Source organism: Streptomyces rubrogriseus, from assembly GCF_027947575.1.
Taxonomy (GTDB): Bacteria; Actinomycetota; Actinomycetes; order Streptomycetales; family Streptomycetaceae; genus Streptomyces; species Streptomyces rubrogriseus.
Map to the genome: position 1 here is coordinate 1,453,831 of NZ_CP116256.1, position 26,968 is coordinate 1,480,798.

Genomic DNA, 26,968 nt, shown 5'->3' on the forward strand with positions numbered 1-26,968 from the left:
CAGCCTAGGGCCATCTGAAACGATCGGTCAAGTAAGCCCGGCTCAGGAGGGGTTCACGGCGTTCGCGGCCCGCACCGTCGGCACGGCCTGCACCGCCTGCACCGCCTTCACCTGGTACGTCTCCACCCGCATCGCCGCGTCGTCCAGGCACTCCCCGGTCGTGAGGTCGAAGCGCTGCTTGAGCAGCGGGGAGGCGACGAACGGGCGGCCCTGGTGGGTGCCGGTCAGGCCGCGGGAGAGGACCGCCGCGCCGGTGAACGGGTCCCGGTTGTCGATGGCGTACAGCCCGCCGTCCCGGTCGCGGAACAGGGCCACCTGGCCGCCGTCCGGGAGCAGGGCCGCCACGCCACGGCCCGGGAGCAGGGCGCCGAGGTCGCAGGCCGTGAACCAGTCGTCCGTCAGCCGCAGCCGGACCTTCAGGCCGGTCGTGTCGGGGGCGAGGGTCTCGGGTGCCAGGGTCATCGCCGGGTGCTTCCTTCCAGGAGGTCGTCCGCGGAGGCGGGCCGCCGGCCGATGTCCAGCAGCGGCAGGTCGGGCTTCATCTGGTCGCGTTCGGGCACGAAGCCCACGACCGGGTCGGGGGTGTCGGGGGCGTTCACGAAGGACACGAACCGGGCCAGTTTCTCCGGGTCGTTGATGGTCTCGGCCCACTCGTCGCGGTAGTGCGAGACATGGGCCCGCATCAGGGACTCCAGCTCGTCGCAGATGCCGAGCGAGTCGTGCACGACGACGTCCCGTACGTGGTCCAGGCCGCCGGGGATGCGCTCCAGCCAGGTGGAGGTGCGCTCCAGCTTGTCGGCGGTGCGGATGTAGAACATCAGGAACCGGTCGATCAGGCGGACCAGTTCGGCGTCCGAGAGGTCCTGCGCGAGCAGGTCCGCGTGGCGCGGGGTGGCCCCGCCGTTGCCGCCGACGTACAGGTTCCAGCCGTTGGAGGTGGCGATCACCCCGAAGTCCTTCGACTGGGCCTCGGCGCACTCGCGGGCGCACCCGGAGACCGCCGACTTCAGCTTGTGCGGGGAGCGCAGGCCCCGGTAGCGCAGCTCCAGGTCGATCGCCATCCGCACCGAGTCCTGGACGCCGTAGCGGCACCAGGTCTGGCCCACGCAGGACTTCACCGTGCGCAGCGACTTCCCGTACGCGTGCCCCGACTCGAATCCGGCGTCCACCAGCCGCGCCCAGATCAGCGGCAGCTGCTCCACGCGGGCGCCGAACATGTCGATCCGCTGACCGCCGGTGATCTTCGTGTAGAGCCCGAAGTCCCGGGCGATCTCGCCGATGACGATCAGCTTCTCCGGCGCGATCTCGCCGCCCGGGATGCGCGGTACGACGGAGTACGAGCCGTTGCGCTGGAGGTTGGCCAGGAAGTGGTCGTTGGTGTCCTGGAGCGCGGCCTGCTCGCCGTCCAGGACATAGCCGCTCGCGCCGATCGCCGGGGCCAGCGAGGCGATGATCGAACCGACCGCCGGCTTGCACACCTCGCAGCCCTCACCGCCCCGCGCGCCCTCCCGGCCGTGCCGGTCCAGCAGCTCCCGGTAGGAGGTGATCCGCAGGGCGCCGACGATCTCGTACAGCTCCTCGCGGGTCTGCGCGAAGCAGCCGCACAGCCCCTTGTCGACCTCGACGCCGCTCGCCTCCAGCTCGGCGGTGACCAGCTGGCCGAGCACCTTCACGCAGGAACCGCAGCCGGTGCCGGCCCGGGTGCACTTCTTCACCTCGGGCACGGTCGTGCAGGAGTGCTCGGTCACCGCGCCCCGGATGGTGCCCTTGGTGACGTTGTGGCAGGAGCAGATCACCGCGTCGTCGGGCAGCGCGGCCGGGCCGAGCTGGGCCGGGGTCCCGGCACCGGCGGGAAGCACCAGCGACTCGGGGGAGACCGGCGGGACCGAACCGGTGAAGGCGCGCAGGGTGCCGTACGCCTCCGCGTCGCCGATCAGGATGCCGCCGAGCAGCGTGCCGTCGCGGCCCACGACCAGCTTCTTGTACAGGCCAGCGCGGGAGTCGGAGTAGACGACGTCCAGGCAGTCCTCGGCGGTGCCGTGCGCGTCGCCGAAGGAGGCCACGTCCACGCCGAGCAGCTTCAGCTTGGTGGACAGGTCGGCGCCGGTGAAGGACGCCTCGTCGTCGGCGATCGTCGCGGCGGCCGTCTCGGCCTGCTCGTAACCGGGTGCCACCAGTCCGTACACCCGGCCGTCGGACGCCAGCGCGCACTCGCCGATCGCGAACACGCGCTCGTCGGTGACCGTGCGGCACCGCTCGTCGACGCTGATCCCGCCGCGCTCGCCGACCGCGAGGCCGCAGTCCCGGGCCAGCTGGTCGCGGGGGCGGACACCGGCGCTGAACACCACGAGGTCGGCGGCGAGTTCGGAGCCGTCGGACAGCTTCATGCCGGTGACGGCGCCGTCCGCGCCGGTCACGATCTCCTGGGTGCCGACGCCCGTGTGGACGGACAGGCCCATCTCCTCGATGGTGCGCAGCAGCGCCGCGCCGCCGCCCTCGTCGACCTGCACCGGCATCAGGCGGGGCGCGAACTCCACGATGTGCGAGGTGAGTCCGAGCCCCTTGAGCGCACCGGCGGCCTCCAGGCCGAGCAGCCCGCCGCCGACCACGGCACCGGTCGTCGCGTTCTTCGCGTACTCCTCGATCGCGAGCAGGTCCTCGATCGTGCGGTAGACGAAGCAGCCCTCGGCGTCCTTGCCGGGCACCGGGGGGACGAACGGGTAGGAGCCGGTGGCCAGGACGAGGACGTCGTACTCGACGACCAGCCCGGAGCGGGCGGTCACCTTGCGCGCCTCCCGGTCGATCGTCTCCGCCGGGTCCCCGACGCGCAGCTCGATGCCGTGCTCCTCGATGAAGGCCATGTCGGTCAGCGACAGGTCCTCGGGGGTCTTCCCCGAGAAGTACGAGGTGAGCTGGACGCGGTCGTAGGCGGGGCGCGGCTCCTCGCACAGGACGACCACGCGGTGGGTGCCGGTCAGGCCGCGCTCGGCGAGGGCCTCCAGGAAGCGCTGGCCGACCATGCCGTGGCCGACCAGCACGATCGTCGGGGGGTTCCCCGGGGTGGCGGTCATCAGGAGCCTCCGTCTTGGGTGAGCAGGTGGAGCAGGGGGCCGCCGTCGGAGGGGAGCGGCTCTGCTCCCTCCCAGGCGCGCGCCAGCGCGCCGACGGTGCCGAGTTCGCCGACCAGGACCCCGCCCACCAGCCGGTCGTCGCGGACGACGACCTTGCGGTAGGTGCCCCGGGTGGCGTCGGCGAGCTGCACGACGTCGTCGCCGGGGCGGGGGTCGGTCTCGCCGAACGCGGCGAGGTCGAGGGGGTCGAAGGAGCCGCCGGACCCGGTGAGGGTGAGCCGGGTCAGCGAGCGGGTGCCGGTGTAGCGGGCGGTGCCGTCCCCGGCGAGCAGCTCGGCGAGGGCGCCGGCCTGTTCGAGGGCGGGCGCGGCCAGGCCGTAGACGCGGTCCGCGTGCTGGGCGCAGTCGCCGATCGCGCGGATGTGCGGGTCGGAGGTGCGCAGCTCGTCGTCGACGAGGACGCCCTTGCCGACCGCCAGTCCCGCCTCCCGCGCCAGCCCGGCCCGCGGCCGGACCCCGCAGGCGAGCACCACCAGGTCGGCGCCGAGGGCGTACCCGTCGCCCATCTCCACCGACCGCACCGCCCCGCCGACGCTGCGCACGTCCCGTACCCGGCACTCGGTGTGCACCTCCACGCCGAGGCCCTCCAGGTGCCGCCGGACCAGCGCGGAGGCCGCCGGGTCGAGCTGCCGCTCCATCAGCCGCTCGGACTGCTGGGCGAGGACGACCTGGGCGCCGCGCACGGCCAGCGCACGGGCGGCGGACACCCCGAGCAGCCCGCCGCCGATCACGACGGCCCGCACCCCCGGCCGTACCGCCTTCGACAACCCGAGGCAGTCGTCCATCGTCCGGAACGCGTGCACGCCCTCGGGCAGCTCGTGGTCCGGGGTGAACAGGCCGCGCAGGGGCGGTAGCACCGCGTTGGAGCCGGTGGCCAGGACCAGCGTGTCGTACGCGATCACCGACCCGTCGGCGCAGCGCACGGTCCGCCCGGCCCGGTCGATGCCGGTGACCCGGCCGCGCAGCAGCCCGGCGGGCGCGGGCAGGGCGATCACCTCGGGGCCGTACCGTCCGGCCAGCACCTCGGCGAGCAGCACCCGGTTGTACGGGCGGTGCTCCTCGTCGCCGAGCGTCAGCGCGGGCGTGCCCAGCTCACCGAGCCGCCGGGCGAGCGTCACGCCCGCGAGTCCGGCGCCGATCACCACCACACGCGATTTCGAGGTCATGGCACCGAGCGTGCGGTGCGGGTGTTACCCGGCCGCATCCCTTCTGTTTCCCACGGGGAACGCTGCCCTCAGCGGGCGCGGGCGGTGCGTGTGAGGGCCCCGGCCGGGTGCGCGGGAACCTCAGAAGTCCCTCATCTCGATGGACGGCACATCCATCCCGTCCATAAGGTCGCGATCATGCCCGACATATCGCTGACCACGGTCGTCCTGCTCTGCCTCGCCGCACTCGCGGCCGGCTGGATCGACGCCGTGGTCGGCGGCGGCGGCCTCCTGCTGCTGCCCGTGCTCCTGCTCGGCCTGCCCTCCGGCACCCCGGCCGCGCACGCGCTCGGCACCAACAAGGCGGTCGCCATCGTCGGCACCACCGGCGCGGCGGTGACGTACGCCCGCAAGGCACCGGTGGACGTGCGCACCGCCGTACGCATCGGCCTGGCGGCGCTGGCCGGGTCCTCGGGCGGCGCCTTCTTCGCCGCCGGGATGAGCACCGAGGTCCTGAAACCGGTGATCATGGTGGTGCTGCTCGCGGTCGCCGCCTTCGTGATCTTCCGCCCCGCCTTCGGCACCGCGCCCGCCACCGGCCCGGCCACCCGCCGCCAGATCCTCGCCGCGATCGGTCTCGCGGGCCTCGGCATCGGCTTCTACGACGGCCTCGTCGGCCCCGGCACCGGAACCTTCCTGGTCCTGGCCCTCACCGCCCTGCTCCACCTGGACCTGGTGACCGCCTCGGCCACCGCCAAGATCGTCAACTGCTGCACCAACGCGGGCGCCCTCGCCACCTTCGCCTGGCAGGGCGCGGTGCTGTGGCAGCTGGCCGTCCTGATGGCCGCCTTCAACCTGGCCGGCGGCATGTTCGGCGCCCACACCGCCCTCAAGAGGGGCAGCGGCTTCGTCCGCGTCGTCCTGCTGACGGTGGTCTTCGCGCTGGTGGCGAACCTGGCGTACGAACAGTGGGTGGCCTAGGGACGGTCCGCCGCGGCCCGGCGCAGGTTCAGGAGTTCCATCGCTCCCGTCGTGTCCTCGGTCCCGTGCCCCTCGGCGAGCCACCGCTCCGTCAGCGCCGTGTACGGCGTCAGCAGCTCCGGGCTCACGCCCTGCTCCTCGGCCGTGCGCAGCAGCGTCGCGTTGCCCGCCACCTGCATCGCGAGGTTGGAGACGACGCCCTTGCCGTAGTCGCCGCTCTCGATCTGGTCGGCCGCCTGACGGGCGGAGCCGGTCATCGCGCCGAGCCAGGACACCAGCAGCGGTGCGAAGTCCTTCGGGGCGATGTCCTCCGGGGCGATCAGCGCGAAGGCGTGCATGATGCCCGCGAACATGCCGCTCATCGCGCTCAGCAGCGCCACGTCGTGCAGCGCCGCGAAGCCCGCGTCCTCGCCCACGTAACGGGTGCCGGCCGGGACGGCGAGGGTGTCCCGGTGCTCCTCGAACAGCTCGGGGGAGCCGCTGTAGAAGACGTACCCGCCGGAGTCCGGGGAGCCGATCATCGGCGGTACGGCCATGATCCCGCCGTCCAGGAAGCGGGCTCCGCGCGCCGTCGCCCACGCGGCGCGGGCGCGGCCCTCGGCGGGCGTCCCGGTGGTGAGGTTCACCAGGTCCCGGCCGGTCAGGTCGGCCCCGTCCAGGGCCGCGCCGACCGAGGCGTCGTCGAGCAGGCAGACGATCACCAGGCGGCTCGCGGCCACCGCCTCGGCGGCGCTCGCGGCTACGGCCGCCCCCTCGGCGGCGAGGGTCCCGGTGCGGGCGGCGGTGCGGTTCCAGACGGTCACGGGGTGGCCCGCGGCGAGCCAGGCGCGGGCCAGGGCGGTGCCCATGGCGCCGGTGCCGAGGACGGTGAGCGGAATACGGGCGGCGGGTGTCTTGTCAGTCATGGTGATCAGGTTCCGACGGGGCCGGTGACCGCTCAAGTACCTACTTCGGAGTGGGTGGTTACCCCGGCGGAAGCGTGCAGGCAGCGGGCAGGGAAGGGGTGACGCGTATGGGGACGGCACGGCGGCCGGGGGCGTACCACTGCGGGGTCGACGCGGCGATGGACGTGATCGGCGGGAAGTGGAAGGTACTGATCCTGTGGGCCCTCGGCGAGGGCATGTACCGCTTCGGCGCACTGCGCCGCGCGCTGCCGGGCGTCACCGAGAAGGTGCTCGCCGCGCAGCTGCGGGAGCTGGAGGCCGCCGGCATCGTGCACCGCGAGGAGTACGGCGAGGTGCCGCCCCGCGTGGAGTACTCGCTGACCGCCCGGGGCGTCGCCCTCAACGAGGCGCTGGTGCCGCTCGGCGCGTGGGGGAAGGCGCACGTGCTGAACGTGTCACCGGCTCCCGGTCAGGTGGGCGAAGACGACCACGTTGCCCTGGTACCCGGTACTGCGTGAGTAGGGGCCGCCGCAGGTGATGACCCGCAGTTCGGGGCGGTCGGCGGCGCCGTAGACCTTCTCGTCGGGGAAGGCGTCGGCGGCGTAGACCTCCACCGCGTCCACCGTGAACACGGCGACGCCGCCGTCGCGCCGGTCGATCTCGATCGCCGAGCCCTTCTCCAGGGCACCGAGGCGGTAGAAGACGGCGGGGCCCTCCGCGTTGTCGACGTGCCCGGCGACGATCGCGGTGCCCGTCTCGCCGGGGGTGGTGCCGGCCTCGTACCAGCCGGCGAGGTTCTTCTTCTCGGCGGGCGGCACGTCCAGGCTGCCCGTCCCGGTCAGGCCCAGGCCGGTCAGCGGCGCGTCCACGCCGATCGCCGGGATGCGGACCCGGTCCGGCGGGGAGGGCGGCAGCGCCGGAGCGGCGGCGCCCCGGTCGGCGTGCCCGGCCCGGCCGGTGGTGCCGGACTGCGCGGCCGACGGTTGCGGCGGGGCGTCGGGACGGGAGCCGCCCAGCAGTAGCCATCCGCCCGAGCAGAGGGCGACCGCGGTGACGGCCGCTATCGCGGTGTCCTTGACCCTGCGCATGACGTCCCCTCTCCCTCGGATCCCTGGGACCCCCGGCCCCCTCCGGGCCGCGAGGGGCGTCGGACCCGGAGGGGGTGGGGAAGTGCGGTACCGGCGGACGGGCAGCGGAGGGTGCCCGTCAGATCCCGTCGCCTCTCGCCCGGCGATGCAGGAGCCAGGTACCGCCCGCGGCGGCGACGGCGAGAGCCGCCACGCCGGCCGCGGTCTGCACGGGGTCGGTGCCAAGAGCGCCGCCGACCCCCGTCTTCACGCTTCCCCTGGGGTACACCTGCTCGGCGGCCGAGGACAGCGTGACCACCAGGTCACCCGTCACCCGCCGCTCGTCGTCCCCACAGGTCGCGACGATCTCGTACGTCCCCGGCTGCGCGCTCGGCGGCACCTCGAAGTGGCCGGTCGCCTCGCCCTCGCCGCTGCCCGGCGCCAGCGGGAACGCGCCCGCCCCGACCGCGCTGGCGTCACCCGCCGCCGAGCCGCCCGCTCCGCACACCGCGGTCGTCACCGCGGCCCGGTCGCCCGGCACGACCGAGGCCGGATACACCGTCAGGCCGCCGGTGGAGGCGGCATCCCCGGCGTACACCGGGGCCGCGGTGGCCGCGGTGGTCAGACCGACGGCCGCGGCGGCGAGCGCGGTACCGGTCAGCAGGCGGGCGGTACGTCGCATCGGTGCTCCTTTGAGCTCTTCGGTGGCCCCTGCCCTACCGAGGAAAGGCGCACCGGCCCCGGCCCGCTCCCCGGGCGGTGTGAACGGGTGACCGGTGCCTCCGAACGGGCCCGGGAGCGACGCGGCTTGACCTCAAGCAAACTTGAGGTACCAGGCTCTCCCGCATGAACACCATGAACACCATGAACCCCATGAGCGCCACGAACCCCATGAGCGCCACGAACCCCATGAGCGCCACGACCGCCGTGAGCACGACGACCGCGCCGCTCCGCGTCACCCTGCTCGTCGGCAGCAACCGCCACGGCCGCTTCGGCCCCGTCGTCGCCGACTGGCTCCTGGACCACCTCCGGGCCCACGACGACCTGGTCCCCGAGGTGGTGGACGTCGCCGGGACCGACCTGCCCACCACCCTCGCCCCGACCCCGGAAGCGACCGCCGCGCTGGCGGAGATCACCCCGAAACTGGCGGACGCCGACGCGTTCGTCGTGCTGACCCCCGAGTACAACCACTCGTTCCCGGCGGGTCTGAAGAACGTCATCGACTGGCACTTCACCGAGTGGCGGGCCAAGCCCGTCGGCCTGGTCTCCTACGGCGGCCTGGCCGGCGGCCTGCGGGCCGCGGAGCACCTGCGTCAGGTCTTCGCCGAACTGCACGCCGTCACCGTCCGGGACACCGTCTCCTTCCACAACGCGGGCGCGTCCTTCGACGGCGAGGGCAGGCTCAGGGACCCGTCCGGTCCGGACGCGGCGGCCAAGACGATGCTCGACCAACTGGTGTGGTGGGGACACGCCCTGCGGGAGGCGAAGGAGAAGCGGCCCTACGACGGCGCGTGAGGCGCCGCGTAAACGTCGCCCGGCTGCCATAGGAGCTTCCTATGGCAGCCGCTGCAATTTCGTCTTTGCCTCCCTTCAATTCCCGGACCTACCGTGTGGGGGTAATCATGCGAAGGTGAAAGGGAAAACGCCATGGCCGTGACGGAAAACGTGTCGGAGAACAGGGAACTCGCGGGAAAGCGGGCCCTGGTCACCGGCGGCACGCGCGGAATCGGAGCGGCGATCGTCCGCCGGCTCCTGGAGGCCGGCGCCGAGGTGATCACGACCGCCAGGTCGGCGACGGGTCCGGCGCCGGAGGGTGCGCGCTTCGTGCAGGCGGACGTGCGGACCCTGGCCGAGGCCGAGGCGCTCGCCGGGGCCGCGCGCGAGGCGCTCGGCGGGGTGGACATCCTGGTCCACAACGCGGGCGGGGCGCGGCCCCACAAGGACGGTCTGGTCATCCCCGACGAGGAGTGGCTGGACACGCTGAACCTGAACCTCCTCGCGTCGGTCCGGCTGAACTCCCTGCTGGTACCGGGCATGCGGGAGCGGCGCTCGGGGGCGATCGTGCACATCTCCTCCGCCGCGGTCGCGCCCCCGGCACCCCCGTTCCTGCACTACCAGGCGGCGAAGGCGGCGCTGGACAACTACAGCGCCGGACTGGCCGCGACGCTGGCCCCCTCCGGCGTCCGGGTCAACACCGTCAGCCCCGGCCGGACCTCCACCCCCGGCGGGGAGGAGACCCGGGAGCACTGGGCGAGCCTCGACGCCGGTCCGGCCCCGAGCGGCACCGCCCCGCTGGGGCGCGACGGGCTGCCCGACGACATCGCCCACGCGGTGCTGTTCCTCGTGTCCGACCGGGCGGGCTGGGTGACCGGGACCAGCCTCGCCGTGGACGGCGGGGAATATCCCAGGGGCTGACATTCCCGGGGCGACCCCCGAAAAAAAAGAAGCTGGAAAAGTCTGCGAAAAGGGACTCGGAAATGGGAATGTACAGCAACAGGAATGCCGTGATCACGGGTGGCGGCAGTGGAATGGGTTTCGCGATGGCGGAGCTGCTGGTGGCCGGCGGGGCCCGGGTGGTGATCACCGGCCGTTCGCAGGCCACGCTCGACGCCGCCCGGGAGCGGCTCGGCGAGAACGCGGTGGCCGTCCGGGGCGACGTGGCCTCACTGCCGGACCTGGACGCCCTCACCGACCGGGTGAAGGCCGAGCTGGGCACGGTCGACGCCCTGTTCGTCAACGCGGGCATCGCGACCCTCACGCCGCTCGACTCGACGACCGAGGAGGCGTACGACGAGCTGTTCGACATCAACGTCAAGGGCGCCTGGTTCACCGTGCAGAAGCTCGCCCCGCTGCTGAACACGGGCGCCGGCGTCGTCCTCACCACCTCGGTCGCCAATGTCATCGGCATGGCGGACACCAGCGTCTACGCGGCCGGGAAGGCGGCGCTGCGCTCGATGGCCCGCAGCTTCTCCCGCGAGCTGCTGCCCCGCGGCATCCGGGTCAACGCGGTCAGCCCGGGGCCCGTCGACACGGGAGCCCTGGACGCGGCGATGACCGCCGAGGAGGCCGAGCGGTTCAAGGCGGAACGGGTCGCGGACAACCCCATGCGGCGCTTCGGCACTCCCGAGGAGATCGCCCGGGCCGCCGCCTTCCTCGCCTTCGACGCCACCTACACGACCGGCGCCGAGCTGGCCGTGGACGGCGGCGCCACCCAGCTCTGAGCGAACCGGTACCAGGTCTCCTGGCGCAGGAACTCCAGCAGCGCCGTCTCCGCCGGGCCCGCGCCGGGCCGGACCGCGGCGACCACGGGCTGGGACACGGCCGGGGACACCGGGCGCACCAGGTGCTCGTGGCCGGGGGGCACCGCGGAGGCCGGGACGAAGGTCACCCCGAGGCCGTGGGCCGCCCAGCGCACGGCCGTCGCCGTCTGGGAGACCCGGGCGACGGTGGTCGGGGCCAGCCCGTTCTCCCTGAGCACCTCCACCAGGACGCCGTCGAGCGCGCTGGCCGGGTCGAACCGCACCCACGGCTCCTGCTCCAGGTCCCGCAGCGCGACCCGGTCCGCGGCGAGCTGCGGGTGCCCGGCCGCCAGCACCACGACGAACTCCTCGTCACCGAGGTGGTGGCCGTCGTACAGGCCCTCCTCGCACGGTCCGGCCATGATGGCGAGGTCCAGCACGCCGCCGCGGGCCAGCCGCTCCAGCTCGGTCGGGTTCGGCTCCTCGAAGACGGTGACCTCAAGGCGCGGGAAGCGGCGGCGCAGCGCGCTCAGGGCGCCCGGCAGCTGCCGCGTGCCCAGGCCCATCTGCACCGCGACCACCAGCTCTCCGGCCAGCTCCTCGGAGCCGGCCCGCGCCGTCGCCCGCGCCCGGCGCGCCGCGTTCACCGCGATCTCCGCGTCCCGCAGGAAGGCGCGGCCGGCCACGGTGGGCACCAGACCGGTCGGGGTGCGGGAGAACAGCTCCACGCCGAGGTCCCGCTCCAGGCCGCGGATCTGCTGGGACACCGAGGGCTGGGCGACGCGCAGCGCCTCGGCCGCGGCCGTCACCGAGCCCTCCTCGGCGACGGCCAGGGCGTACTCGAACTGCCTCAGGCTCATCGGCTCCCGTCCCGTCGTCGTTCGTGCTCCCGTCGCAAGCGTATGCGAGCGCGGGAGGGACGGGCGCCGGACGACCGAAGGTCAGCCCACGTTCACCGCGCTCCACGCCGCGCCCACCGCGGCGTACTCGGCGCTGTCGGTGCCGTACAGGTCACCGGCCGCGCTCAGGGTGGCGGCGCGGGCCCCCGCGTAGTCGGTGGACGAGGTCATGTAGACGGTCAGCGCCCGGTACCAGATGTCGCCGAGCTTGTCCCGGCCGATCCCCGAGACCGTGGAGCCGTCGCAGGTCGGGGAGTCGTACGCCACACCGCCCACGGTCCGCGCGCCGCTGCCCTCGGCCAGCAGGTAGGCGAAGTGGTTGGCGACGCCGGAGGAGTAGTGGACGTCCATGTCGCCCACCGCGGTGCTCCAGCAGTCGGCCGAGCTGCCGTCCCGGCTCGGCCGGTCCAGGTACCGCAGGGCGTCCCGGCCGAAGCCGTCCCGGACGACCTTCTCGCCGATTCTGTAGTCCCCGGGGTCGGCGGAATTGTCCGCGTGCCATTCCACGAGCGTGCCGAAGACGTCCGAGGTCGCCTCGTTCAGGCCGCCGGACTCGCCCGAGTACGCCAGCGCCGCCGTCTTCGACGTCACCCCGTGCGACATCTCGTGCGCGGCGACGTCCAGCGAGACCAGCGGCCCGAAGGTCGTCCCGTCACCGTCGCCGTACGTCATGCAGAAGCAGCCGTCGTCCCAGAAGGCGTTGTTGTACCGGGTGCCGTAGTGCACGCGGTTGTACGAGCCCTTGCCGTCACCCGCGATGCCGCGGCGCCCGTGGACGTCCTCGTAGTAGTCCCAGGTGGCGTCCGTGCCGTACTGCGCGTCCACCGCGGCCGAGGCGCGGTCGTCCGCGGCCCCCGTGCCCCAGTGGTTGTCGGCGTCGGTGAACGGCGTCGCGGGCGCCCGCACCAGGCAGATGGTGAGGAAGCACAGGTCGGTCCGGTTCTCCGCGTCGCCCGTGTACGTGCCGCCACGGGTCGGGTCCTCGAGCCGGTACGACGCCCCGGACGACGTCGTCTCCAGCGGCACCGTGCCCCCGTACAGCGACTTCCCGTCGCCGGACGCCGACTCGACGGTGTCCCAGGCGTCGATGCGGGCGCCCGTGCCCGCGTCGGTCAGCACGGTGCGCGCGACCGGGTTGCCGAGGTGGTCCAGCGCCGCCGCGTCGGTGCGCCAGGCCAGCCTCGGGGTGCCGTGCAGGGCGTCGACGACCAGCTCGGGCCGGGCGGTGAGCTTCTTCAGCAGCTCGCCCGGATTGGCCGCGCGCAACGCGTTCGAGGCCAGGTCGGCGGCCTTCGGTGCCGACAGCTTCGGCGTGACGGTGGACAGGGAGAGCGGGGTGTCCGTCGCGCGGTCGGCGCCGCGGAAGTCGCCGTCGGGGGCGAGGTGGACGACGAAGTCACCGCCCAGGACGGGGAGTTCGCGGTAGGTCCGGTCGTAGCGGACGTGCTGGGTACCGTCCTCGTCGACGATGACGTCGCGGACCTCGGTGTCCTGGTCGTCCGTCAGGCCCAGGGCGGTGGCGTGCTCCGACAGGGCGGCCGCGGCGTGGTCGAGGGCCGTGGCCGGGGTCGGGCGGCCGGTGGCCGCGGCGCCGGGGGCGAGGGCGGCGATCAGCAGGGTCGCGGTGGTGGCGGCGGTACCGGCCAGGGCGAGACGGGAACCTCTGACGTGCCGTATTCGGCTCATCGATCTCCTCGGGACGGGCGCGCTTGCGGCACGCCTGCGGGCGCTGGTGCTGACTCGGATTCAAGAATCCGGGACATGACATGTCCATAGCGCTCACGTGGAGATCATGGGAGGAGAGGATGACGCCGCTAGGACGTCACCGTTTCCACCCGTACCGCGCACACCTTGAACTCCGGCATCCGCGAGGTCGGGTCCAGGGCCGGGTTGGTCAGGGTGTTGGCGCGGCCCTCGCCGGGCCAGTGGAAGGGCATGAACACGGTGTCGGGCCGGATGCCGGTGGTGATGCGGGCCGGTGCCACCGCCCGCCCCCGCCGGGACACGACCGCCAGCGGGTCGCCCTCGGCCGCCCCCAGCCGTGCCGCGAGCCGCGGGTGCAACTCCACGAACGGGCCCGGCGCGGCGGCGTTCAGCTCGGCCACCCGCCGGGTCTGCGCCCCGGACTGGTACTGCGACACGACCCGCCCGGTGGTCAGCAGCACGGGGTACTCGTCGTCCGGTTCCTCGGCGCTCGGCCGGTGCGTCACGGGCACGAAGCGGGCCCGGCCGTCGTCGGTGGCGAAGCGGTCGAGGAAGAGGCGCGGGGTGCCGGGGTGGGGCGCGGCGCGGAGACCGGTGCCGACGTCCGCGTCGCTGTCGCTGTCGCTGTCGGTGCCCGTGCTGCCGCTGCCCGTGGCGGTGCCGGTGCCGGTGCGGGTGTCCCTGCCGGGTCCGGGGCCGGTGCCGGTGGCGGCAGTGTGCGTGTCGTCGGCCGCCGGTTGCGCCGGGCAGGGCCAGAAGACGCCGTTCTCCTCCGCCAGCCGCCGGTAGTCGATCCCGGAGTAGTCCGCCGGGCCGCCCGCGCTCGCCCGCCGCAGCTCCTCGAAGACCTCCTCGGGATCGGTCGGGAACCCCTTCTCCACGCCGAGCCGCCCGGCCAGCCCGTGCAGCACCTCCAGATCGCCGCGCACCCCGTCCGGCGGTGTGATCGCGCGCCGCCGCAGCAGCACCCGGCCCTCCAGGCTCGTCGTGGTCCCCGTCTCCTCCGCCCACTGGGTCACCGGCAGGACGACGTCCGCGAGTTCCGCCGTCTCGGAGAGCACCACGTCGCACACCGCCAGGAAGTCCAGCGACCGCAACCGCCCCTCGACGTGCGCGGCCCGGGGCGCGGACACCACCGGGTTGGACCCCATCACCAGCAGCGACCTGACGTCCGTCCCCAGCGCGTCCAGCAGCTCGTACGCGCTGCGCCCCGGCCCCGGCAGCGCGTCGGGGTCCACGCCCCACACCTCGGCGACGTGCCGTCGCGCCGCCGGGTCGGTCAGCTTGCGGTAGCCCGGCAACTGGTCGGCCTTCTGGCCGTGTTCGCGCCCGCCCTGCCCGTTGCCCTGCCCGGTCAGACAGCCGTACCCGGACAGCGGGCGCCCGGCCCGCCCGGTCGCGAGGCACAGGTTGATCCACGCGCCCACCGTGTCCGTGCCCTTGGCCTGCTGCTCGGGTCCGCGCGCGGTGAGCACCATCGCCGCCTCGGGTGCGCAGAACAGCCGTACCGCCTCCCGCAGTTCGGGGACGGAGACCCCCGTGATCCGCTCCACGTACTCCGGCCAGTGCGCCATCGCCGCCGCCCGCGCCTCCTCCCAGCCGGACGTGCGCTCCTCGACGTACTCCTCGTCGACCCGGCCCTCGGCGACCACCAGATGCAGCATGCCGAGCGCGAGGGCGAGGTCGGTGCCGGGCCGGGGCGCGAGGTGCAGGTCGGCCTGTTCGGCGGTCCTCGTCCGGCGCGGGTCGACGACGATCAGGGTGCCGCCGTTCTCCCGCAGTTCGGTGAAGTAGCGCAGCGAGGGCGGCATAGTCTCCGCCGGATTCGACCCCACGAGGATCACGCACCCGGTCCTCGGGACGTCCTCCAGGGGGAACGGCAGCCCCCGGTCGAGCCCGAAGGCCCGCGTCCCGGCCGCCGCAGCCGACGACATGCAGAACCGCCCGTTGTAGTCGATCTGCGAGGTGCCGAGCACCACCCGGGCGAACTTGCCCAGCGCGTACGCCTTCTCGTTGGTCAGCCCGCCCCCGCCGAACACCCCGAGCGCGTCCGCGCCGTACCGCGCCCGCGTGCGCTCCAGGTTCCCGGCGATCCGGTCCAGCGCCTCGTCCCAGCCGGCCGGCACCAGCGCACCGTCGCCCGACCGCACCAGCGGCGAGGTCAGCCGCGCCCCCGGCGCCAGCACCGCCGCCGCCGTACGCCCCTTGCCGCACAGCGCGCCCCGGTTCACCGGGAAGTCCGTCCGCTCGGACACCTCGACGGTCCCGCCCTCGACGGGCGTCAGGTTCATCCCGCACTGCAGGGCGCAGTACGGGCAGTGCGTGGAGGTGGTGGCGGGATTGCGCGTGCCGGTGTTCTGCATGCCGCCCAGCCTGCGGCTGCCGTGTTACGCGACCGGGCGGCGCCCTGTTACACGGCGGGGACGGCGACCTCCCCGCCCCCGCCGGGCCGCGGTGAGGGACGCGTCATCCGGCGCCGGCCAGGGCCCGCGCCACCCCCGGTTCCGTCGGTCCGAGGAAGTGCGGGTCCGGCTCGAAGACCGCGTCCAGTGCCGCCTTGCCCGCCGCGAGGATCTCCCGGGCGCCCCCGTAGTACCAGGTCACGTCGTGCTCGTCGTCGACCCCGACGCCGTACGACGCCACCCCCGCCTCCTGGCACAGCGCGACCGCCCGGCGGATGTGGAAGCCCTGGCTGATCAGCACCGCCCGGTCGACGCCGAAGATCTTCTTCGCCCGGACGCAGGAGTCCCAGGTGTCGAACCCCGCGTAGTCGCTGACGATCCGCCCGTCGGGCACCCCGTGCCGGACCAGGTAGGCGCGCATGGCGTCCGGCTCGTCGTACTCCTCGCGGCTGTTGTCCCCGGTCACCAGCACCACCGCGATCCGCCCCGCCCGGTACAGCTGCGCCGCCGCGTCCAGCCGGTGCGCGAGGTACGGCGACGGCTCCCCGTCCCACAGCCCGGCCCCGAAGACGACGGCGACCTCGGTGCGCGGCACGTCGGCGACGGTACGCAGCCGGTCGTCCGTCACCACGCGCAGCCACGCGCTCGGCAGCAGCGCCAGCACACACCCGGCCACCACCACCCGCACCAGCCGCCGCTGTCCCTTCCGGGTGCGCGACAGGCGCGGTCTGCGAAGTCTCGGGCGGCGCATGCGGGCGGTCCCCTCCCCGGTCGGTTCCTGCCACCAGGGACGCCCGGGGAGTCCGTCCGGTTCGCCGCCCGCTCACACGGACGGCCCGGCGCCGTGTGAACCGACGGAAAATCCCCGTGACATCCACGCAACGGGGAGGCAATCTCCGGCCGTCACCCTCGTCCCATGACGGCGACGACAGTGACGAGCAGCAGGACCACGGCGGCCACCGGCGGCACCCCCGCCCTGGTCGTCGTCGCCCACGGCAGCCGCGACCCGCGCGCGCTCGGCACCGTACGGGCCCTCCTCGACCGGGTCCGCGCCCTGCGCCCCGCCCTGCCGGTGCGCCTCGGCCACGTCGAGCTGAACGAGCCCCTGCTGCCGGACACGCTCACCGCCCTCGGTGACGGGTCGGCGGTCCTCGTCCCCCTCCTGCTCAGCCGCGGCTACCACGTCAAACGGGACATCCCGGAGATGGCCGCGGCCTCCCCGGCCCGCACCCGCCAGGCCGCGCCGCTCGGCCCGCACCCCCTCCTGGTGGACGCCCTGCACGCCCGCCTCCTGGAGGCCGGCTGGCCCACCCACCCGGGCCCGGACCACGCCGTCGTCCTCGCCTCGGCGGGCTCCCGGGACCCGGAGTCCCGCGCGGACACGGCCCGCACGGCAGCGCTCCTCGCCGCCCGCCTCGGCGTCCCGGTCGCCCCCGCGTACGCCTCGGCGGCGGCCCCGACGGTCGGGGAGGCGATCCGCGCCCTGCGGGCCCGCGGCCACCGCCACGTCGCCGTGGCCTCCTGCTTCACGGCCCCGGGCCGCTTCGCGACCCAGTGCGCGGCCCAGGCCCCATGGATCACGTCGGCGCCACTGGGCACCCACCCGTCGATGGCCCACCTGCTGCTCCACCGCTACGACGAGGCGGTGAAAACCGGCAGCGACTTGAAATTCAGGGCGATGGCCACCCCCTAAGGGGCGCGGGGAACTGCGCGAAAAGCCACGGACGGCCCGCGGCCGCGCGACTACTGAACCCGGCAGACGAGTAGGCCCCCAACTGTCACACCTTCCCCTTACTGTTCATGACATGGAAGGCACCCGCACCGCACCCCCCTACGACCCGGCGTCAGCCGCCCGCTACGCCCCCGAACCAGACAAGCGCCCCGGCCGCACCGCCTTCCAGCGCGACCGCGCCCGCATCCTGCACTCCGGTGCCCTGCGCCGCCTCGCCGGGAAGACGCAGGTCGTCGCGCCGGGGGAGGGCAGCCCCGTCTGGGACGCCAGCCCCCGGACCCGCCTCACGCACTCCCTGGAGTGCGCCCAGGTCGGCCGGGAGCTGGGCGCCGCCCTCGGGTGCGACCCGGACCTCGTCGAGGCGGCCTGCCTCGCGCACGACCTGGGCCACCCGCCCTTCGGGCACAACGGGGAACAGGCGCTCAACGCCTTCGCCGAGGACTGCGGCGGCTTCGAGGGCAACGCCCAGTCGCTCAGGCTCCTCACCCGCATCGAGCCCAAACGGTTCACCGAGGACGGCTCCGTCGGGCTCAACCTCACCCGGGCCACGCTCGACGCCGCCACCAAGTACCCGTGGCCGCGCGGTGCCCACCCCGCCGTGCCCGCCTCGCCCAAGTTCGGGGTGTACGACGACGACCGGCCCGTCTTCGAGTGGCTCCGCGAGGGCGCCCCCGGCGGCCGCACCTGCTTCGAGGCCCAGGTGATGGACTGGGCCGACGACGTGGCGTACTCCGTGCACGACGTCGAGGACGGCCTGCACGCCGGTCACATCGACCCGAACTGCCTGCTCGCCGACCCCGAGCGCGAGGCGGTGTTCGACGCCGCCGTCGGACGGTACGTGCCCGCCGGCACCGACCACGCCGAACTCGCCGCCGCCCTGGACCGCCTCCTCGCCCAGGACTGGTGGCCGCACGGATACGACGGCTCGGCGCCCGCCCAGGCCCGGCTGAAGGACGCCACCAGTCAGCTCATCGGCCGCTTCTGCCTGGCCGCCGAGGCCGCCACCCGGGCCGCGTACGGGGACGGCCGGCTCACCCGCTACACCGCCGAGCTGGTCGTGCCCCGCGAGACCCGGATGGAGTGCGCCGTCCTCAAGGCGGTCGCCGTCCGCTACGTCATGCAGCGCACCGAGCAGGAGCGGCTCCGCGCCGACCAGCGGATCGTCGTCGCCGAGCTGGCCGAGGCGCTCACCGCCCGCGCGCCGGACGGGCTCGACCCCCAGTTCCGCGCCCTGTTCGACGCGGCCGCCGACGACCGCGCCCGCAAACGGGTGGTCGTCGACCAGATCGCCTCCCTCACCGACGCCTCGGCCCGCTCGCTTCACGCCCGCCTGACGGGGCATCCATGAGACTGGCGGCGGGACAGGCATGCCCCGGATCGCGGCTCTCGGTGGCCTGATCGGGTCACTGCCCCTTCCCGCACCACGCCACGTGCGGGACGCTCGCATGTGGCGGCACCCTGACGAGGAGGCAAACAAGTGGTCGACGCGGATCAGACATTCGTCATCGTCGGAGGCGGCCTGGCGGGCGCGAAAGCGGCCGAGACGCTCCGCACGGAGGGCTTCACCGGCCGGGTGATCCTCGTCTGTGACGAACGCGACCACCCCTACGAGCGCCCGCCGCTGTCCAAGGGCTACCTGCTGGGCAAGGAGGAGCGGGACAGCGTCTTCGTGCACGAGCCCGCCTGGTACGCGCGGCACGACATCGAGCTGCACCTCGGCCAGACCGTCGTCGCGATCGACCGCGCCGCCAAGACCGTCCACTACGGCGACGACGGCACCCACGTCAGGTACGACAAGCTGCTCATCGCGACCGGCTCCGAGCCCCGCCGGCTGGACGTCCCCGGCACCGGCCTCGCGGGCGTCCACCACCTGCGCCGCCTGGCCCACGCCGAGCGCCTCAAGGGCGTCCTCGCCTCCCTCGGCCGGGACAACGGACACCTGGTGATCGCCGGTGCGGGCTGGATCGGTCTGGAGGTCGCGGCCGCGGCCCGCGAGTACGGTGCGGAGGTCACCGTCATCGAGCCCGCCCCGACCCCGCTGCACGGCGTCCTCGGTCCCGAGCTGGGCGCCGTCTTCGCCGAGCTGCACGAGTCGCGCGGCGTCCGCTTCCGGTTCGGCGTGCGGCTGACCGAGATCGTCGGCCAGGACGGTGTGGTGCTGGCCGCCCGCACCGACGACGGCGAGGAGCACCCCGCGCACGACGTGCTCGCCGCGATCGGCGCCGCCCCGCGCACCGCGCTGGCCCAGGCCGCCGGACTGGAGATCGCCGACCGCGCGCACGGCGGCGGCATCGTCGTCGACGACCACCTGCGCACAGGTGACCCCGACGTCTTCGCGGCGGGCGACGTGGCCTCCTTCCACCACGCCCTCTTCGACACCAGCCTGCGCGTGGAGCACTGGGCCAACGCCCTGAACGGCGGCCCGGCCGCCGCCCGCGCGATGCTCGGCAAGGGCCTCGCCCACGACCGCGTGCCCTACTTCTTCACCGACCAGTACGACCTGGGCATGGAGTACTCCGGCTGGGCGCCGGCCGGCTCGTACGACCAGGTGGTGATCCGCGGGGACGCGGCGAAGCGCGAGTTCATCGCCTTCTGGCTGAAGGAGGGCCGGGTGCTGGCCGGGATGAACGTCAACGTGTGGGACGTCACGGAGCCGATCCAGCAGCTGATCCGCTCGAAGACCCGGGTGGACACGGAGGCGCTGGCGAACCCGCACGTATCCCTCGAAAGCCTCGTCGCATAGCTGTCGTACCGTCCCCGTAGACTTCACGCGTGGCAGGACGGATCAACGACGAGGACGTGAAGGCGGTACGGGACGCGGTCCCGATCGACGCCGTCGTCTCGGAGTACCTCCAGCTGCGCAACGCCGGGGGCGGCAACCTGAAGGGGCTGTGCCCCTTCCACGACGAGAAGTCGCCGTCCTTCCAGGTCAGTCCGAGCAAGGGGTTCTTCCACTGCTTCGGCTGCCAGGAGGGCGGCGACACCATCACGTTCGTGATGAAGATCGACCACCTCACCTTCTCCGAGGCGGTCGAGCGCCTGGCCGGCCAGGCCGGCATCACCCTGCGCTACGAGGAGGGCGGATACAACCCCTCCCACCAGCGCGGCGAGCGCATCCGCCTGGTCGAGGCCCACAAGATCGCCGCCCAGTGGTACGCGGAACAGCTCGCGACCGGCCCCGAGGCGGACACCGGCCGCGCCTTCCTCGCCGACCGCGGCTTCGACCAGGCCGCCGCCGAGCACTTCGGCGTCGGCTACAGCCCCCAGGGCTGGGACCACCTCACCCGCTTCCTGCGCGGCAAGGGCTTCAGCGACAAGGAGCTGCTGCTCTCCGGCCTCTCCCAGGAGGGCCGCCGCGGCCCCATCGACCGCTTCCGCGGCCGGCTGATGTGGCCCATCCGCGACATCGGCGGCGACGTCGTCGGCTTCGGCGCCCGCAAGCTCTACGAGGCGGACAACGGCCCGAAGTACCTGAACACCCCCGAGACCGCGATCTACAAGAAGTCCCAGGTCCTCTACGGCATCGACCTCGCCAAGAAGGACATCGCGAAGGCGTCCCGCGCCGTCGTCGTCGAGGGCTACACCGACGTCATGGCCTGCCACCTCGCGGGCGTCACCACCGCCATCGCCACCTGCGGCACCGCCTTCGGCGGCGACCACATCAAGATCCTGCGCCGTCTCCTCATGGACAACGGCTCGGCCCGCGTGATCTTCACCTTCGACGGCGACGCGGCCGGACAGAAGGCGGCCCTGCGCGCCTTCGAGGACGACCAGAAGTTCGCCGCCGAGACCTACATCGCCATCGCCCCCGACGGCATGGACCCCTGCGACCTGCGCCTGGCCAAGGGCGACGACGCCGTCGCCGACCTGGTCGAGCCGCGCACCCCGCTCTTCGAGTTCGCGCTGCGCCAGATCGTGGCCCGCTACGACCTGGACACCCCCGCAGGTCGCGCCGCCGCCCTGGACGAGGCCGCGCCGGTCGTCGCCCGGATCAAGAACAGCGGCGCCCAGCACGAGGTCGCCGTGCAGCTCGCCGGCATGCTCGGCATCCTCGACACCCAGTTCGTGGTCAAGCGGATCGCCCAGCTCGCCCGCTGGGCCCGCGACCGCGGCGGCAAGGGCCCCGCCCCCGACCAGCGGCAGCGCGGCGGCGGCCCGCAGCAGCAGGCCGGACCCGTGACGGCCACGCCCCGGGGCCCGGCCCTCAACCTCCGCAACCCGGTCTTCGCCACCGAACGCGAGCTGCTCAAGCTCGCCCTCCAGCGCCCCGAGCTGGTCTCCCCGGCCTTCGACGCGTACGGCGTCGACGAGTTCACCGCCCCGCCCTACGCCGCCGTACGCGAGGCGATCATGGAAGCGGGCGGCGCCGAGTTCGGCGTCCAGGACCCGCAGGACTACCTGGTCCGGGTCCGCGAGGCCGCCCCCGACGACACCGTCCGGGCCATGGTCACCGAACTCGCGGTCGAGGCGATCATGCTGCACCGCGGCGTGAAGGGCGTCGACGAGGTCTACGCCGGTGCCCAGCTGGTCACGGTCCGCCGCCGCGCCGTCGAGCGCCGCATCCGCGACATCACCGGCCGCCTCACCCGCCTCTCCGGCCACGGCGACCCCGCCGAACTGGCCGCCGTCCAGAACGAGCTGTGGATCCTCCAGCAGTACGACCAGAACCTGCGCGAACACGGCGCCGCCGCGCTCTAGGCCCCCGGTAACACCCGCGGGTAACCGTGCGGTCACGCCCCGGACGCAAAAAGTCACCGCACGCCCCTCGTGGCGGTGATGTGTCGTACCCCACACTGGGGGCGGTACCTGAGTGCACGCGTGCGAGGCGGACAGCGGCGAGCGAGCCGGCTCCGCCCCCCGACGTACCGCCGCCGGCCCCCGCCGGCCGCGTCCATCCTGGAGGTCGCCCCCGTGCAGACCCAGACGCTCACCCAGACCGACACCGGTGCCGGCGGCGCCGAGCCGGACGCGGAGCGCGGTGTGCTCCTCGCGATGCCCGCGCAGCCCGGTGCCGGAGCGGCCCTGCCCCAGCCCGGCGCCCCCCTGGACGTGCCCGAGCACCCGGAACCGCCGCCGCCCACCCGTACCGAGTCCGGCGGCCCCTCCTCCGACCTGTTCCGGCAGTACCTGCGCGAGATCGGCCGCATCCCGCTGCTGTCCGCGGCCGAGGAGGTCGACCTCGCCCGGCGGGTGGAGGCCGGACTGTTCGCCGAGGAGAAGCTGCGGCGCACCCCCGACCTGGACAGCCGCCTAGCCCTCGACCTCGACCGGCTCGTCGTCATGGGCCGCCTCGCCAAGCGCCGCCTGATCGAGGCCAACCTGCGGCTCGTGGTGTCGGTGGCCAAGCGGTACGTGGGACGCGGGCTGACCATGCTGGACCTGGTCCAGGAGGGGAACCTGGGCCTGATCCGGGCCGTCGAGAAGTTCGACTACGCCCGCGGCTACAAGTTCTCCACCTACGCCACCTGGTGGATCCGCCAGGCCATGTCCCGCGCCCTGGCCGACCAGGCCCGCACCATCCGCGTCCCCGTCCACGTCGTGGAGCTGATCAACCGGGTCGTCCGCGTCCAGCGCCGGATGCTCCAGGAACGCGGCTACGAACCGACCCCGCAGGAGGTCGCCGCCCACCTGGACCTGGCGCCCGAGCGGGTCGGCGAGGTGCTGCGCCTGGCGCAGGAGCCGGTCTCGCTGCACGCCCCGGTCGGCGAGGAGGACGACGTCGCCCTCGGCGACCTCATCGAGGACGGCGACGCCGCCAGCCCCGTCGAGTCGGCCGCGTTCCTGCTGCTGCGCCAGCACCTGGAGGCGGTGCTCTCCACGCTCGGCGAACGCGAACGCAAGGTCGTCCAGCTCCGCTACGGCCTGGTCGACGGCCGCCCCCGCACCCTGGAGGAGATAGGCCGCCTCTTCGGCGTCACCCGCGAACGCATCCGCCAGATCGAGTCCAAGACCCTCAACAAACTCCGCGACCACGCGTACGCGGACCAGCTGAGGGGCTACCTGGACTGACCCCCGCCTCAGCCCACCTCGGCCACGGCCTCCGCGAACTGCGCCTTGTACAGCCGCGCGTACGCGCCGTCCGCGGCCAGCAGCTCCGTATGCGCCCCCTGCTCCACGATCGCCCCGTCCTCCATCACCAGAATCGTGTCCGCGTCCCGGATCGTCGACAGCCGGTGCGCGATCACGAACGACGTCCGCCCGTGCGCGAGCTTCGCCATCGCCTTCTGGATCAGCACCTCCGTCCGGGTGTCCACGGACGACGTCGCCTCGTCGAGCACCAGGATCACCGGGTCGGACAGGAACGCCCGCGCGATGGTGATCAGCTGCTTCTCACCCGCGCTCACCCCCGTGCCCTCGTCGTCGATCACCGTGTCGTAGCCGTCGGGCAGCGTCCGTACGAACCGGTCGGCGTGCGCGGCCCGCGCGGCCTCCTCGATCTCCCCGCGGGTGACCTCCCGCGAGGCGCCGTACGCGATGTTCTCCGCGATGGTGCCGCCGAACAGCCAGGTGTCCTGGAGCACCATGCCGATGCCGGCCCGCAGCTCGTCCCGGGACATCTTCGCTATGTCGACGCCGTCCAGGGTGATCCGCCCGCCGGACACCTCGTAGAACCGCATCAGCAGGTTGACCAGCGTGGTCTTGCCCGCGCCCGTCGGGCCGACGATGGCGACCGTGTGGCCGGGCTCCACCTTCAGCGACAGGTCCTCGATCAGCGGCTTCTCGGGGTCGTAGCGGAAGGACACGTGGTCCAGTTCCACCCGCCCGCGCAGGTCCTCGGGCCGGGTGCCCGGGATCGGGTCGGCCGACTGCTCCTCGGCGTCGAGCAGCTCGAAGACCCGCTCCGCCGACGCCACGCCCGACTGCACCAGGTTCGCCATCGACGCGACCTGCGTCAGCGGCATCGAGAACTGCCGGGAGTACTGGATGAAGGCCTGCACGTCGCCGATGGACAGCTGGCCCGAGGCCACCCGCAGCCCGCCGACCACCGCGACCAGCACGTAGTTCAGGTTGGACACGCACATCATCAGCGGCTGCATGATCCCGCTGTTGAACTGCGCCTTGAACCCGGCCTCGTACAGCGCGTCGTTCTGCTCGGCGAACTGCTTCGCCGACTCCTCCTGGCGTCCGAACACCTTCACCAGCGCGTGCCCGGTGTACATCTCCTCGATGTGCGCGTTCAGCTGCCCCGTGGAGCGCCACTGCTGCACGAACTGCGGCTGCGACCGCTTGCCGACCCGCGTGGCCACCACGAAGGACAGCGGCACGGTCACCAGGGCGACCAGCGCCAGGATCCAGGAGACGTAGAACATCATCGCGAGCACGCCGATGATGGTGAGCAGTGAGTTGATCAGCTGGCCCATCGACTGCTGGAGCGTCTGCCCGATGTTGTCGATGTCGTTGGTGGCGCGGCTGAGCACCTCGCCGCGCTGGCGCTTGTCGAAGTAGGACAGCGGCAGCCGGGACAGCTTGGTCTGGACGTCCTCGCGCAGCCGGAACATCGTCCGGTTCACCGCCCGGTTCACCAGGCGGGTGGCCACCGCCATCAGCAGACCGGCCACCGCGAACGTCGCCAGCGCGAGCAGCAGCACCTCGCCCACCGCGCCGAAGTCGATGCCCTGCCCCGGGGTGAAGTCCGTGCTGCGGAGCATGTCGGCGACGTTGCCGTCACCGTGCTCGCGCATGTTGTCCAGAACCTGCTCCTTGGTGGCCCCGGACGGCATGTCCCGCCCGACGATGCCCGCGAAGACCAGGTCGGTGGCCCGGCCGAGGATCTTCGGCCCGACCACGTTGAGACCGACGCTGACGACGACGCACGCCAGCAGCGTGAACAGCGTCGCCTGCTCCGGCCGGAACTGGGAGACGAGCCGTTTGCTCGACCCCTTGAAGTCCATCGATCGCTGGTCGGGGCCGCCCCCGGCCATCATGCGACCCGCAGGCCCGGCCATCAGGCAGCCTCCGCTTCCGTCAGCTGGGAGAGCACGATCTCCCGGTAGGTCTCGTTGTCCGCCATCAGCTCGTGGTGCCGGCCCACGCCGACCACCCGCCCCTCGTCCAGCACGACGATCCGGTCCGCGTCCCGGATGGTCGCCACCCGCTGCGCCACGATGACCACGGTCGCCTCGGCGGTCTCCTGGGCCAGCTCGGCCCGCAGCGCCGCGTCGGTGGCGTAGTCGAGGGCGGAGAAGGAGTCGTCGAAGAGGTAGATCTCCGGGCGCTGGACCAGCGTCCGGGCGATCGCGAGCCGCTGGCGCTGACCGCCCGACACATTGGTGCCGCCCTGCGCGATCGGCGCGTCGAGCCCGCCCTCCAGCTCGGAGACGAACTCCTTGGCCTGCGCCACCGCCAGCGCGTGCCAGAGCTCCTCGTCCGTCGCGTCCGGATTGCCGTAGCGCAGATTGGTCGCGACGGTGCCGGCGAAGAGGTACGGCTTCTGCGGCACCAGGCTCACCACCTTGGCCAGCGTCTTCGGGTCGACGGTGCGCACGTCCACGCCGTTGACCAGGACCTCCCCGTCGGTGGCGTCGAAGAGCCGGGGGACCAGGCCCAGCAGCGTCGACTTGCCGCTGCCGGTCGAGCCGATGACGGCGGTCGTCTCGCCCGGCTTGGCCACCAGGTCGATGTGCCTGAGCACCGGCTCCTCGGCACCCGGGTAGCGGAAGCCCGCCTCCCGGATCTCCAGGTGCCCGTGCCGGCGCAGCTCGGTGACCGGGGCCACCGGCGGCACCACACTGCTCTCGGTCTCCAGGACCTCCTGGATGCGCTCGGCGCACACCTCCGCGCGCGGCACCATCATGAACATGAAGGTGGCCATCATCACGGACATGACGATCTGCATCAGATAGGCGAGGAACGCCGTCAGGTCGCCGATCTGCATCCCGCCGCTGTCGATCCGGTGGGCGCCGAACCACACCACCGCGATCGACGACAGGTTCACCACCGTCATGACCACCGGGAACATCAGCGCCAGCAGGTTGCCGGTGCCGAGGGCCACCTCGGTCAGCTCGGTGTTGGCCTTCCGGAAGCGCTGCTGCTCGTACTCGTCGCGCACGAAGGCGCGGATGACCCGGTTGCCGGTGATCTGCTCGCGCAGCACCCGGTTCACCGTGTCCAGGCGCACCTGCATCTTCCGGAACAGCGGGCGCAGCTTGCGCACGATCAGCGTGACGCAGATCGCCAGCACCGGCACGACCCCGAGCAGCACCCCGGACAGCGGCACGTCCAGACCGAGCGCCATCACGATGCCGCCCACGCACATGATCGGCGCCGACACCATCAGCGTGAACGTCATCAGGGCCAGCATCTGGACCTGCTGCACGTCGTTGGTGGTCCGGGTGATCAGCGAGGGCGCGCCGAAGTGGCCCACCTCGCGGGCCGAGAAGGACTGCACCCGGTCGAAGACGGCACCGCGCACGTCCCGGCCGAGGGCGGCCGCGGTGCGCGCCCCGTAGAAGACCGCGCCGATGTTGCAGACCACCTGGGCCAGCGAGATGCCGATCATCAGGGCGCCGTAGCTCAGGATGTAGCCCGAGTCACCCTTCACGACGCCCTCGTCGATGATGTCCGCGTTCAGGGTCGGCAGGTAGAGGGAGGCACAGGTCTGCAGGAACTGCAGCGCCACCAGCAGGGCGATGGGTTTCTTGTACGGCCTGAGATAGGTCCGCAGTAGTCGTATGAGCACACTGAGTCTCTCGGAGTCGGCGACAGGGGCCGCGGTTGGTTGCCCCTGGCCCCTATCGTCGGACACTCCACCCGCGTTACCTCAACCGATTAACCCAAGAGCGCG

Annotated in this window: 22 protein-coding genes; 10 read left to right on the top strand and 12 right to left on the bottom strand. The window is 73.1% G+C overall.

All coding sequences use genetic code 11. From position 1 onward, the window contains the following. Positions 1-42: 42 nt before the first annotated feature. From nirD to Sru02f_RS06330, 3 genes are read right to left on the bottom strand one after another with little or no spacing between them, the layout of a single operon-like run. Positions 43-462: a nitrite reductase small subunit NirD gene (gene nirD, locus Sru02f_RS06320; RefSeq protein ID WP_167469644.1), complete on the bottom strand. Its 420-nt coding sequence runs from the start codon at positions 460-462 to the stop codon at positions 43-45. Then, positions 459-3,071: a nitrite reductase large subunit NirB gene (nirB, locus tag Sru02f_RS06325; RefSeq protein WP_109033023.1), complete on the bottom strand. Its 2,613-nt coding sequence runs from the start codon at positions 3,069-3,071 to the stop codon at positions 459-461. Before nirB ends, nirD begins: the two co-directional genes overlap by 4 nt. Then, complete coding sequence (locus Sru02f_RS06330) at positions 3,071-4,297, bottom strand: NAD(P)/FAD-dependent oxidoreductase (protein WP_109033024.1); 1,227 nt, start codon at positions 4,295-4,297, stop codon at positions 3,071-3,073. The genes nirB and Sru02f_RS06330 overlap by 1 nt, the downstream gene beginning before the upstream one ends. A gap of 177 nt (positions 4,298-4,474) precedes the next feature. Here Sru02f_RS06330 and Sru02f_RS06335 point away from each other — a divergent pair, with 177 nt between their 5' ends. After that, positions 4,475-5,257 (top strand): sulfite exporter TauE/SafE family protein, encoded by a 783-nt coding sequence (locus tag Sru02f_RS06335; protein ID WP_109033025.1) that lies wholly within the window; start codon positions 4,475-4,477, stop codon positions 5,255-5,257. Here the strand turns inward: Sru02f_RS06335 and Sru02f_RS06340 are convergent. Continuing rightward, entirely contained in the window at positions 5,254-6,162 is a 909-nt protein-coding gene (locus Sru02f_RS06340) for an NAD(P)-dependent oxidoreductase (protein WP_109033026.1), read from the bottom strand. The genes Sru02f_RS06335 and Sru02f_RS06340 overlap by 4 nt on opposite strands. 107 nt (positions 6,163-6,269) lie before the next feature. Here Sru02f_RS06340 and Sru02f_RS06345 point away from each other — a divergent pair, with 107 nt between their 5' ends. Then, on the top strand, positions 6,270-6,659 hold the full coding sequence (locus Sru02f_RS06345) for a winged helix-turn-helix transcriptional regulator (RefSeq protein WP_109033027.1): 390 nt from the start codon (positions 6,270-6,272) through the stop codon (positions 6,657-6,659). On the opposite strand, the gene Sru02f_RS06350 is transcribed toward Sru02f_RS06345, so the two are convergent. Next, complete coding sequence (locus Sru02f_RS06350; protein ID WP_109033028.1) at positions 6,597-7,229, bottom strand: class F sortase; 633 nt, start codon at positions 7,227-7,229, stop codon at positions 6,597-6,599. The two genes, Sru02f_RS06345 and Sru02f_RS06350, sit on opposite strands and share 63 nt — an antisense overlap. A 118-nt stretch (positions 7,230-7,347) precedes the next feature. Beyond that, positions 7,348-7,890 (bottom strand): hypothetical protein, encoded by a 543-nt coding sequence (locus Sru02f_RS06355; RefSeq protein WP_109033029.1) that lies wholly within the window; start codon positions 7,888-7,890, stop codon positions 7,348-7,350. 209 nt (positions 7,891-8,099) lie between these two features. Here Sru02f_RS06355 and Sru02f_RS06360 point away from each other — a divergent pair, with 209 nt between their 5' ends. From Sru02f_RS06360 to Sru02f_RS06370, 3 genes are all read left to right on the top strand, one after another. Beyond that, positions 8,100-8,723, top strand: a complete 624-nt coding sequence (locus Sru02f_RS06360; RefSeq protein WP_239106873.1) for an NADPH-dependent FMN reductase — start codon at positions 8,100-8,102, stop codon at positions 8,721-8,723. Between the two features lie 132 nt (positions 8,724-8,855). Beyond that, the gene (locus tag Sru02f_RS06365) at positions 8,856-9,623 is read left to right on the top strand and encodes an SDR family oxidoreductase (RefSeq protein WP_109033031.1); all 768 of its coding nucleotides are present in this window, start codon (positions 8,856-8,858) and stop codon (positions 9,621-9,623) included. A gap of 62 nt (positions 9,624-9,685) precedes the next feature. Then, entirely contained in the window at positions 9,686-10,429 is a 744-nt protein-coding gene (locus Sru02f_RS06370) for an SDR family oxidoreductase (protein WP_109033032.1), read from the top strand. Here the strand turns inward: Sru02f_RS06370 and Sru02f_RS06375 are convergent. The 4 genes from Sru02f_RS06375 to Sru02f_RS06390 all read right to left on the bottom strand — a co-directional run bounded on the left by Sru02f_RS06375 (position 10,378) and on the right by Sru02f_RS06390 (position 16,203). Further along, positions 10,378-11,307: a LysR family transcriptional regulator gene (locus Sru02f_RS06375; protein WP_109033033.1), complete on the bottom strand. Its 930-nt coding sequence runs from the start codon at positions 11,305-11,307 to the stop codon at positions 10,378-10,380. The genes Sru02f_RS06370 and Sru02f_RS06375 overlap by 52 nt on opposite strands. An 81-nt stretch (positions 11,308-11,388) precedes the next feature. After that, positions 11,389-13,032 carry a M4 family metallopeptidase gene (locus tag Sru02f_RS06380; protein ID WP_109033034.1) on the bottom strand — a complete coding sequence of 548 codons (1,644 nt, stop codon included), beginning with the start codon at positions 13,030-13,032 and terminating at the stop codon, positions 11,389-11,391. Between the two features lie 128 nt (positions 13,033-13,160). Beyond that, positions 13,161-15,413, bottom strand: a complete 2,253-nt coding sequence (locus Sru02f_RS06385; RefSeq protein ID WP_109033035.1) for a molybdopterin oxidoreductase family protein — start codon at positions 15,411-15,413, stop codon at positions 13,161-13,163. Positions 15,414-15,516: 103 nt separating this feature from the next. Continuing rightward, positions 15,517-16,203 (bottom strand): SanA/YdcF family protein, encoded by a 687-nt coding sequence (locus Sru02f_RS06390; RefSeq protein WP_109033036.1) that lies wholly within the window; start codon positions 16,201-16,203, stop codon positions 15,517-15,519. 165 nt (positions 16,204-16,368) lie between these two features. Here Sru02f_RS06390 and Sru02f_RS06395 point away from each other — a divergent pair, with 165 nt between their 5' ends. The 5 genes from Sru02f_RS06395 to Sru02f_RS06415 all read left to right on the top strand — a co-directional run bounded on the left by Sru02f_RS06395 (position 16,369) and on the right by Sru02f_RS06415 (position 23,193). Then, on the top strand, positions 16,369-17,145 hold the full coding sequence (locus tag Sru02f_RS06395) for a sirohydrochlorin chelatase (RefSeq protein ID WP_174855131.1): 777 nt from the start codon (positions 16,369-16,371) through the stop codon (positions 17,143-17,145). 112 nt (positions 17,146-17,257) lie between these two features. Beyond that, positions 17,258-18,532, top strand: a complete 1,275-nt coding sequence (locus tag Sru02f_RS06400; RefSeq protein WP_109033038.1) for a deoxyguanosinetriphosphate triphosphohydrolase — start codon at positions 17,258-17,260, stop codon at positions 18,530-18,532. A gap of 129 nt (positions 18,533-18,661) precedes the next feature. Continuing rightward, entirely contained in the window at positions 18,662-19,927 is a 1,266-nt protein-coding gene (locus tag Sru02f_RS06405; protein WP_109033039.1) for an NAD(P)/FAD-dependent oxidoreductase, read from the top strand. Positions 19,928-19,956: 29 nt separating this feature from the next. Next, on the top strand, positions 19,957-21,882 hold the full coding sequence (gene dnaG / locus Sru02f_RS06410; RefSeq protein WP_109033040.1) for a DNA primase: 1,926 nt from the start codon (positions 19,957-19,959) through the stop codon (positions 21,880-21,882). A gap of 120 nt (positions 21,883-22,002) precedes the next feature. Next, on the top strand, positions 22,003-23,193 hold the full coding sequence (locus Sru02f_RS06415; protein WP_109033041.1) for an RNA polymerase sigma factor: 1,191 nt from the start codon (positions 22,003-22,005) through the stop codon (positions 23,191-23,193). An 8-nt stretch (positions 23,194-23,201) separates the two neighbouring features. Here Sru02f_RS06415 and Sru02f_RS06420 read toward each other — a convergent pair whose 3' ends face one another. Together Sru02f_RS06420 and Sru02f_RS06425 are read right to left on the bottom strand one after the other, a co-directional pair. After that, positions 23,202-25,130: an ABC transporter ATP-binding protein gene (locus Sru02f_RS06420; RefSeq protein WP_109033042.1), complete on the bottom strand. Its 1,929-nt coding sequence runs from the start codon at positions 25,128-25,130 to the stop codon at positions 23,202-23,204. Continuing rightward, the gene (locus Sru02f_RS06425) at positions 25,130-26,863 is read right to left on the bottom strand and encodes an ABC transporter ATP-binding protein (protein ID WP_109033043.1); all 1,734 of its coding nucleotides are present in this window, start codon (positions 26,861-26,863) and stop codon (positions 25,130-25,132) included. Before Sru02f_RS06425 ends, Sru02f_RS06420 begins: the two co-directional genes overlap by 1 nt. Positions 26,864-26,968: the final 105 nt, after the last annotated feature.

Excerpts from the sequence above, each read along its gene's own strand:
- Sru02f_RS06335 (WP_109033025.1), top strand. The coding sequence starts at position 4,475 with ATGCCCGACATATCGCTGACCACGGTCGTCCTGCTCTGCCTCGCCGCA.
- Sru02f_RS06360 (WP_239106873.1), top strand. The coding sequence starts at position 8,100 with ATGAGCGCCACGAACCCCATGAGCGCCACGACCGCCGTGAGCACGACG.
- Sru02f_RS06365 (WP_109033031.1), top strand. The coding sequence starts at position 8,856 with ATGGCCGTGACGGAAAACGTGTCGGAGAACAGGGAACTCGCGGGAAAG.
- Sru02f_RS06375 (WP_109033033.1), bottom strand. The coding sequence starts at position 11,307 with ATGAGCCTGAGGCAGTTCGAGTACGCCCTGGCCGTCGCCGAGGAGGGC.
- Sru02f_RS06350 (WP_109033028.1), bottom strand. The coding sequence starts at position 7,229 with ATGCGCAGGGTCAAGGACACCGCGATAGCGGCCGTCACCGCGGTCGCC.
- Sru02f_RS06385 (WP_109033035.1), bottom strand. The coding sequence starts at position 15,413 with ATGCAGAACACCGGCACGCGCAATCCCGCCACCACCTCCACGCACTGC.
- Sru02f_RS06390 (WP_109033036.1), bottom strand. The coding sequence starts at position 16,203 with ATGCGCCGCCCGAGACTTCGCAGACCGCGCCTGTCGCGCACCCGGAAG.
- Sru02f_RS06420 (WP_109033042.1), bottom strand. The coding sequence starts at position 25,130 with ATGGCCGGGCCTGCGGGTCGCATGATGGCCGGGGGCGGCCCCGACCAG.
- nirB (WP_109033023.1), bottom strand. The coding sequence starts at position 3,071 with ATGACCGCCACCCCGGGGAACCCCCCGACGATCGTGCTGGTCGGCCAC.
- Sru02f_RS06340 (WP_109033026.1), bottom strand. The coding sequence starts at position 6,162 with ATGACTGACAAGACACCCGCCGCCCGTATTCCGCTCACCGTCCTCGGC.
- Sru02f_RS06395 (WP_174855131.1), top strand. The coding sequence starts at position 16,369 with ATGACGGCGACGACAGTGACGAGCAGCAGGACCACGGCGGCCACCGGC.
- Sru02f_RS06400 (WP_109033038.1), top strand. The coding sequence starts at position 17,258 with ATGGAAGGCACCCGCACCGCACCCCCCTACGACCCGGCGTCAGCCGCC.
- Sru02f_RS06355 (WP_109033029.1), bottom strand. The coding sequence starts at position 7,890 with ATGCGACGTACCGCCCGCCTGCTGACCGGTACCGCGCTCGCCGCCGCG.
- Sru02f_RS06330 (WP_109033024.1), bottom strand. The coding sequence starts at position 4,297 with ATGACCTCGAAATCGCGTGTGGTGGTGATCGGCGCCGGACTCGCGGGC.
- Sru02f_RS06345 (WP_109033027.1), top strand. The coding sequence starts at position 6,270 with ATGGGGACGGCACGGCGGCCGGGGGCGTACCACTGCGGGGTCGACGCG.
- Sru02f_RS06380 (WP_109033034.1), bottom strand. The coding sequence starts at position 13,032 with ATGAGCCGAATACGGCACGTCAGAGGTTCCCGTCTCGCCCTGGCCGGT.
- Sru02f_RS06370 (WP_109033032.1), top strand. The coding sequence starts at position 9,686 with ATGGGAATGTACAGCAACAGGAATGCCGTGATCACGGGTGGCGGCAGT.
- nirD (WP_167469644.1), bottom strand. The coding sequence starts at position 462 with ATGACCCTGGCACCCGAGACCCTCGCCCCCGACACGACCGGCCTGAAG.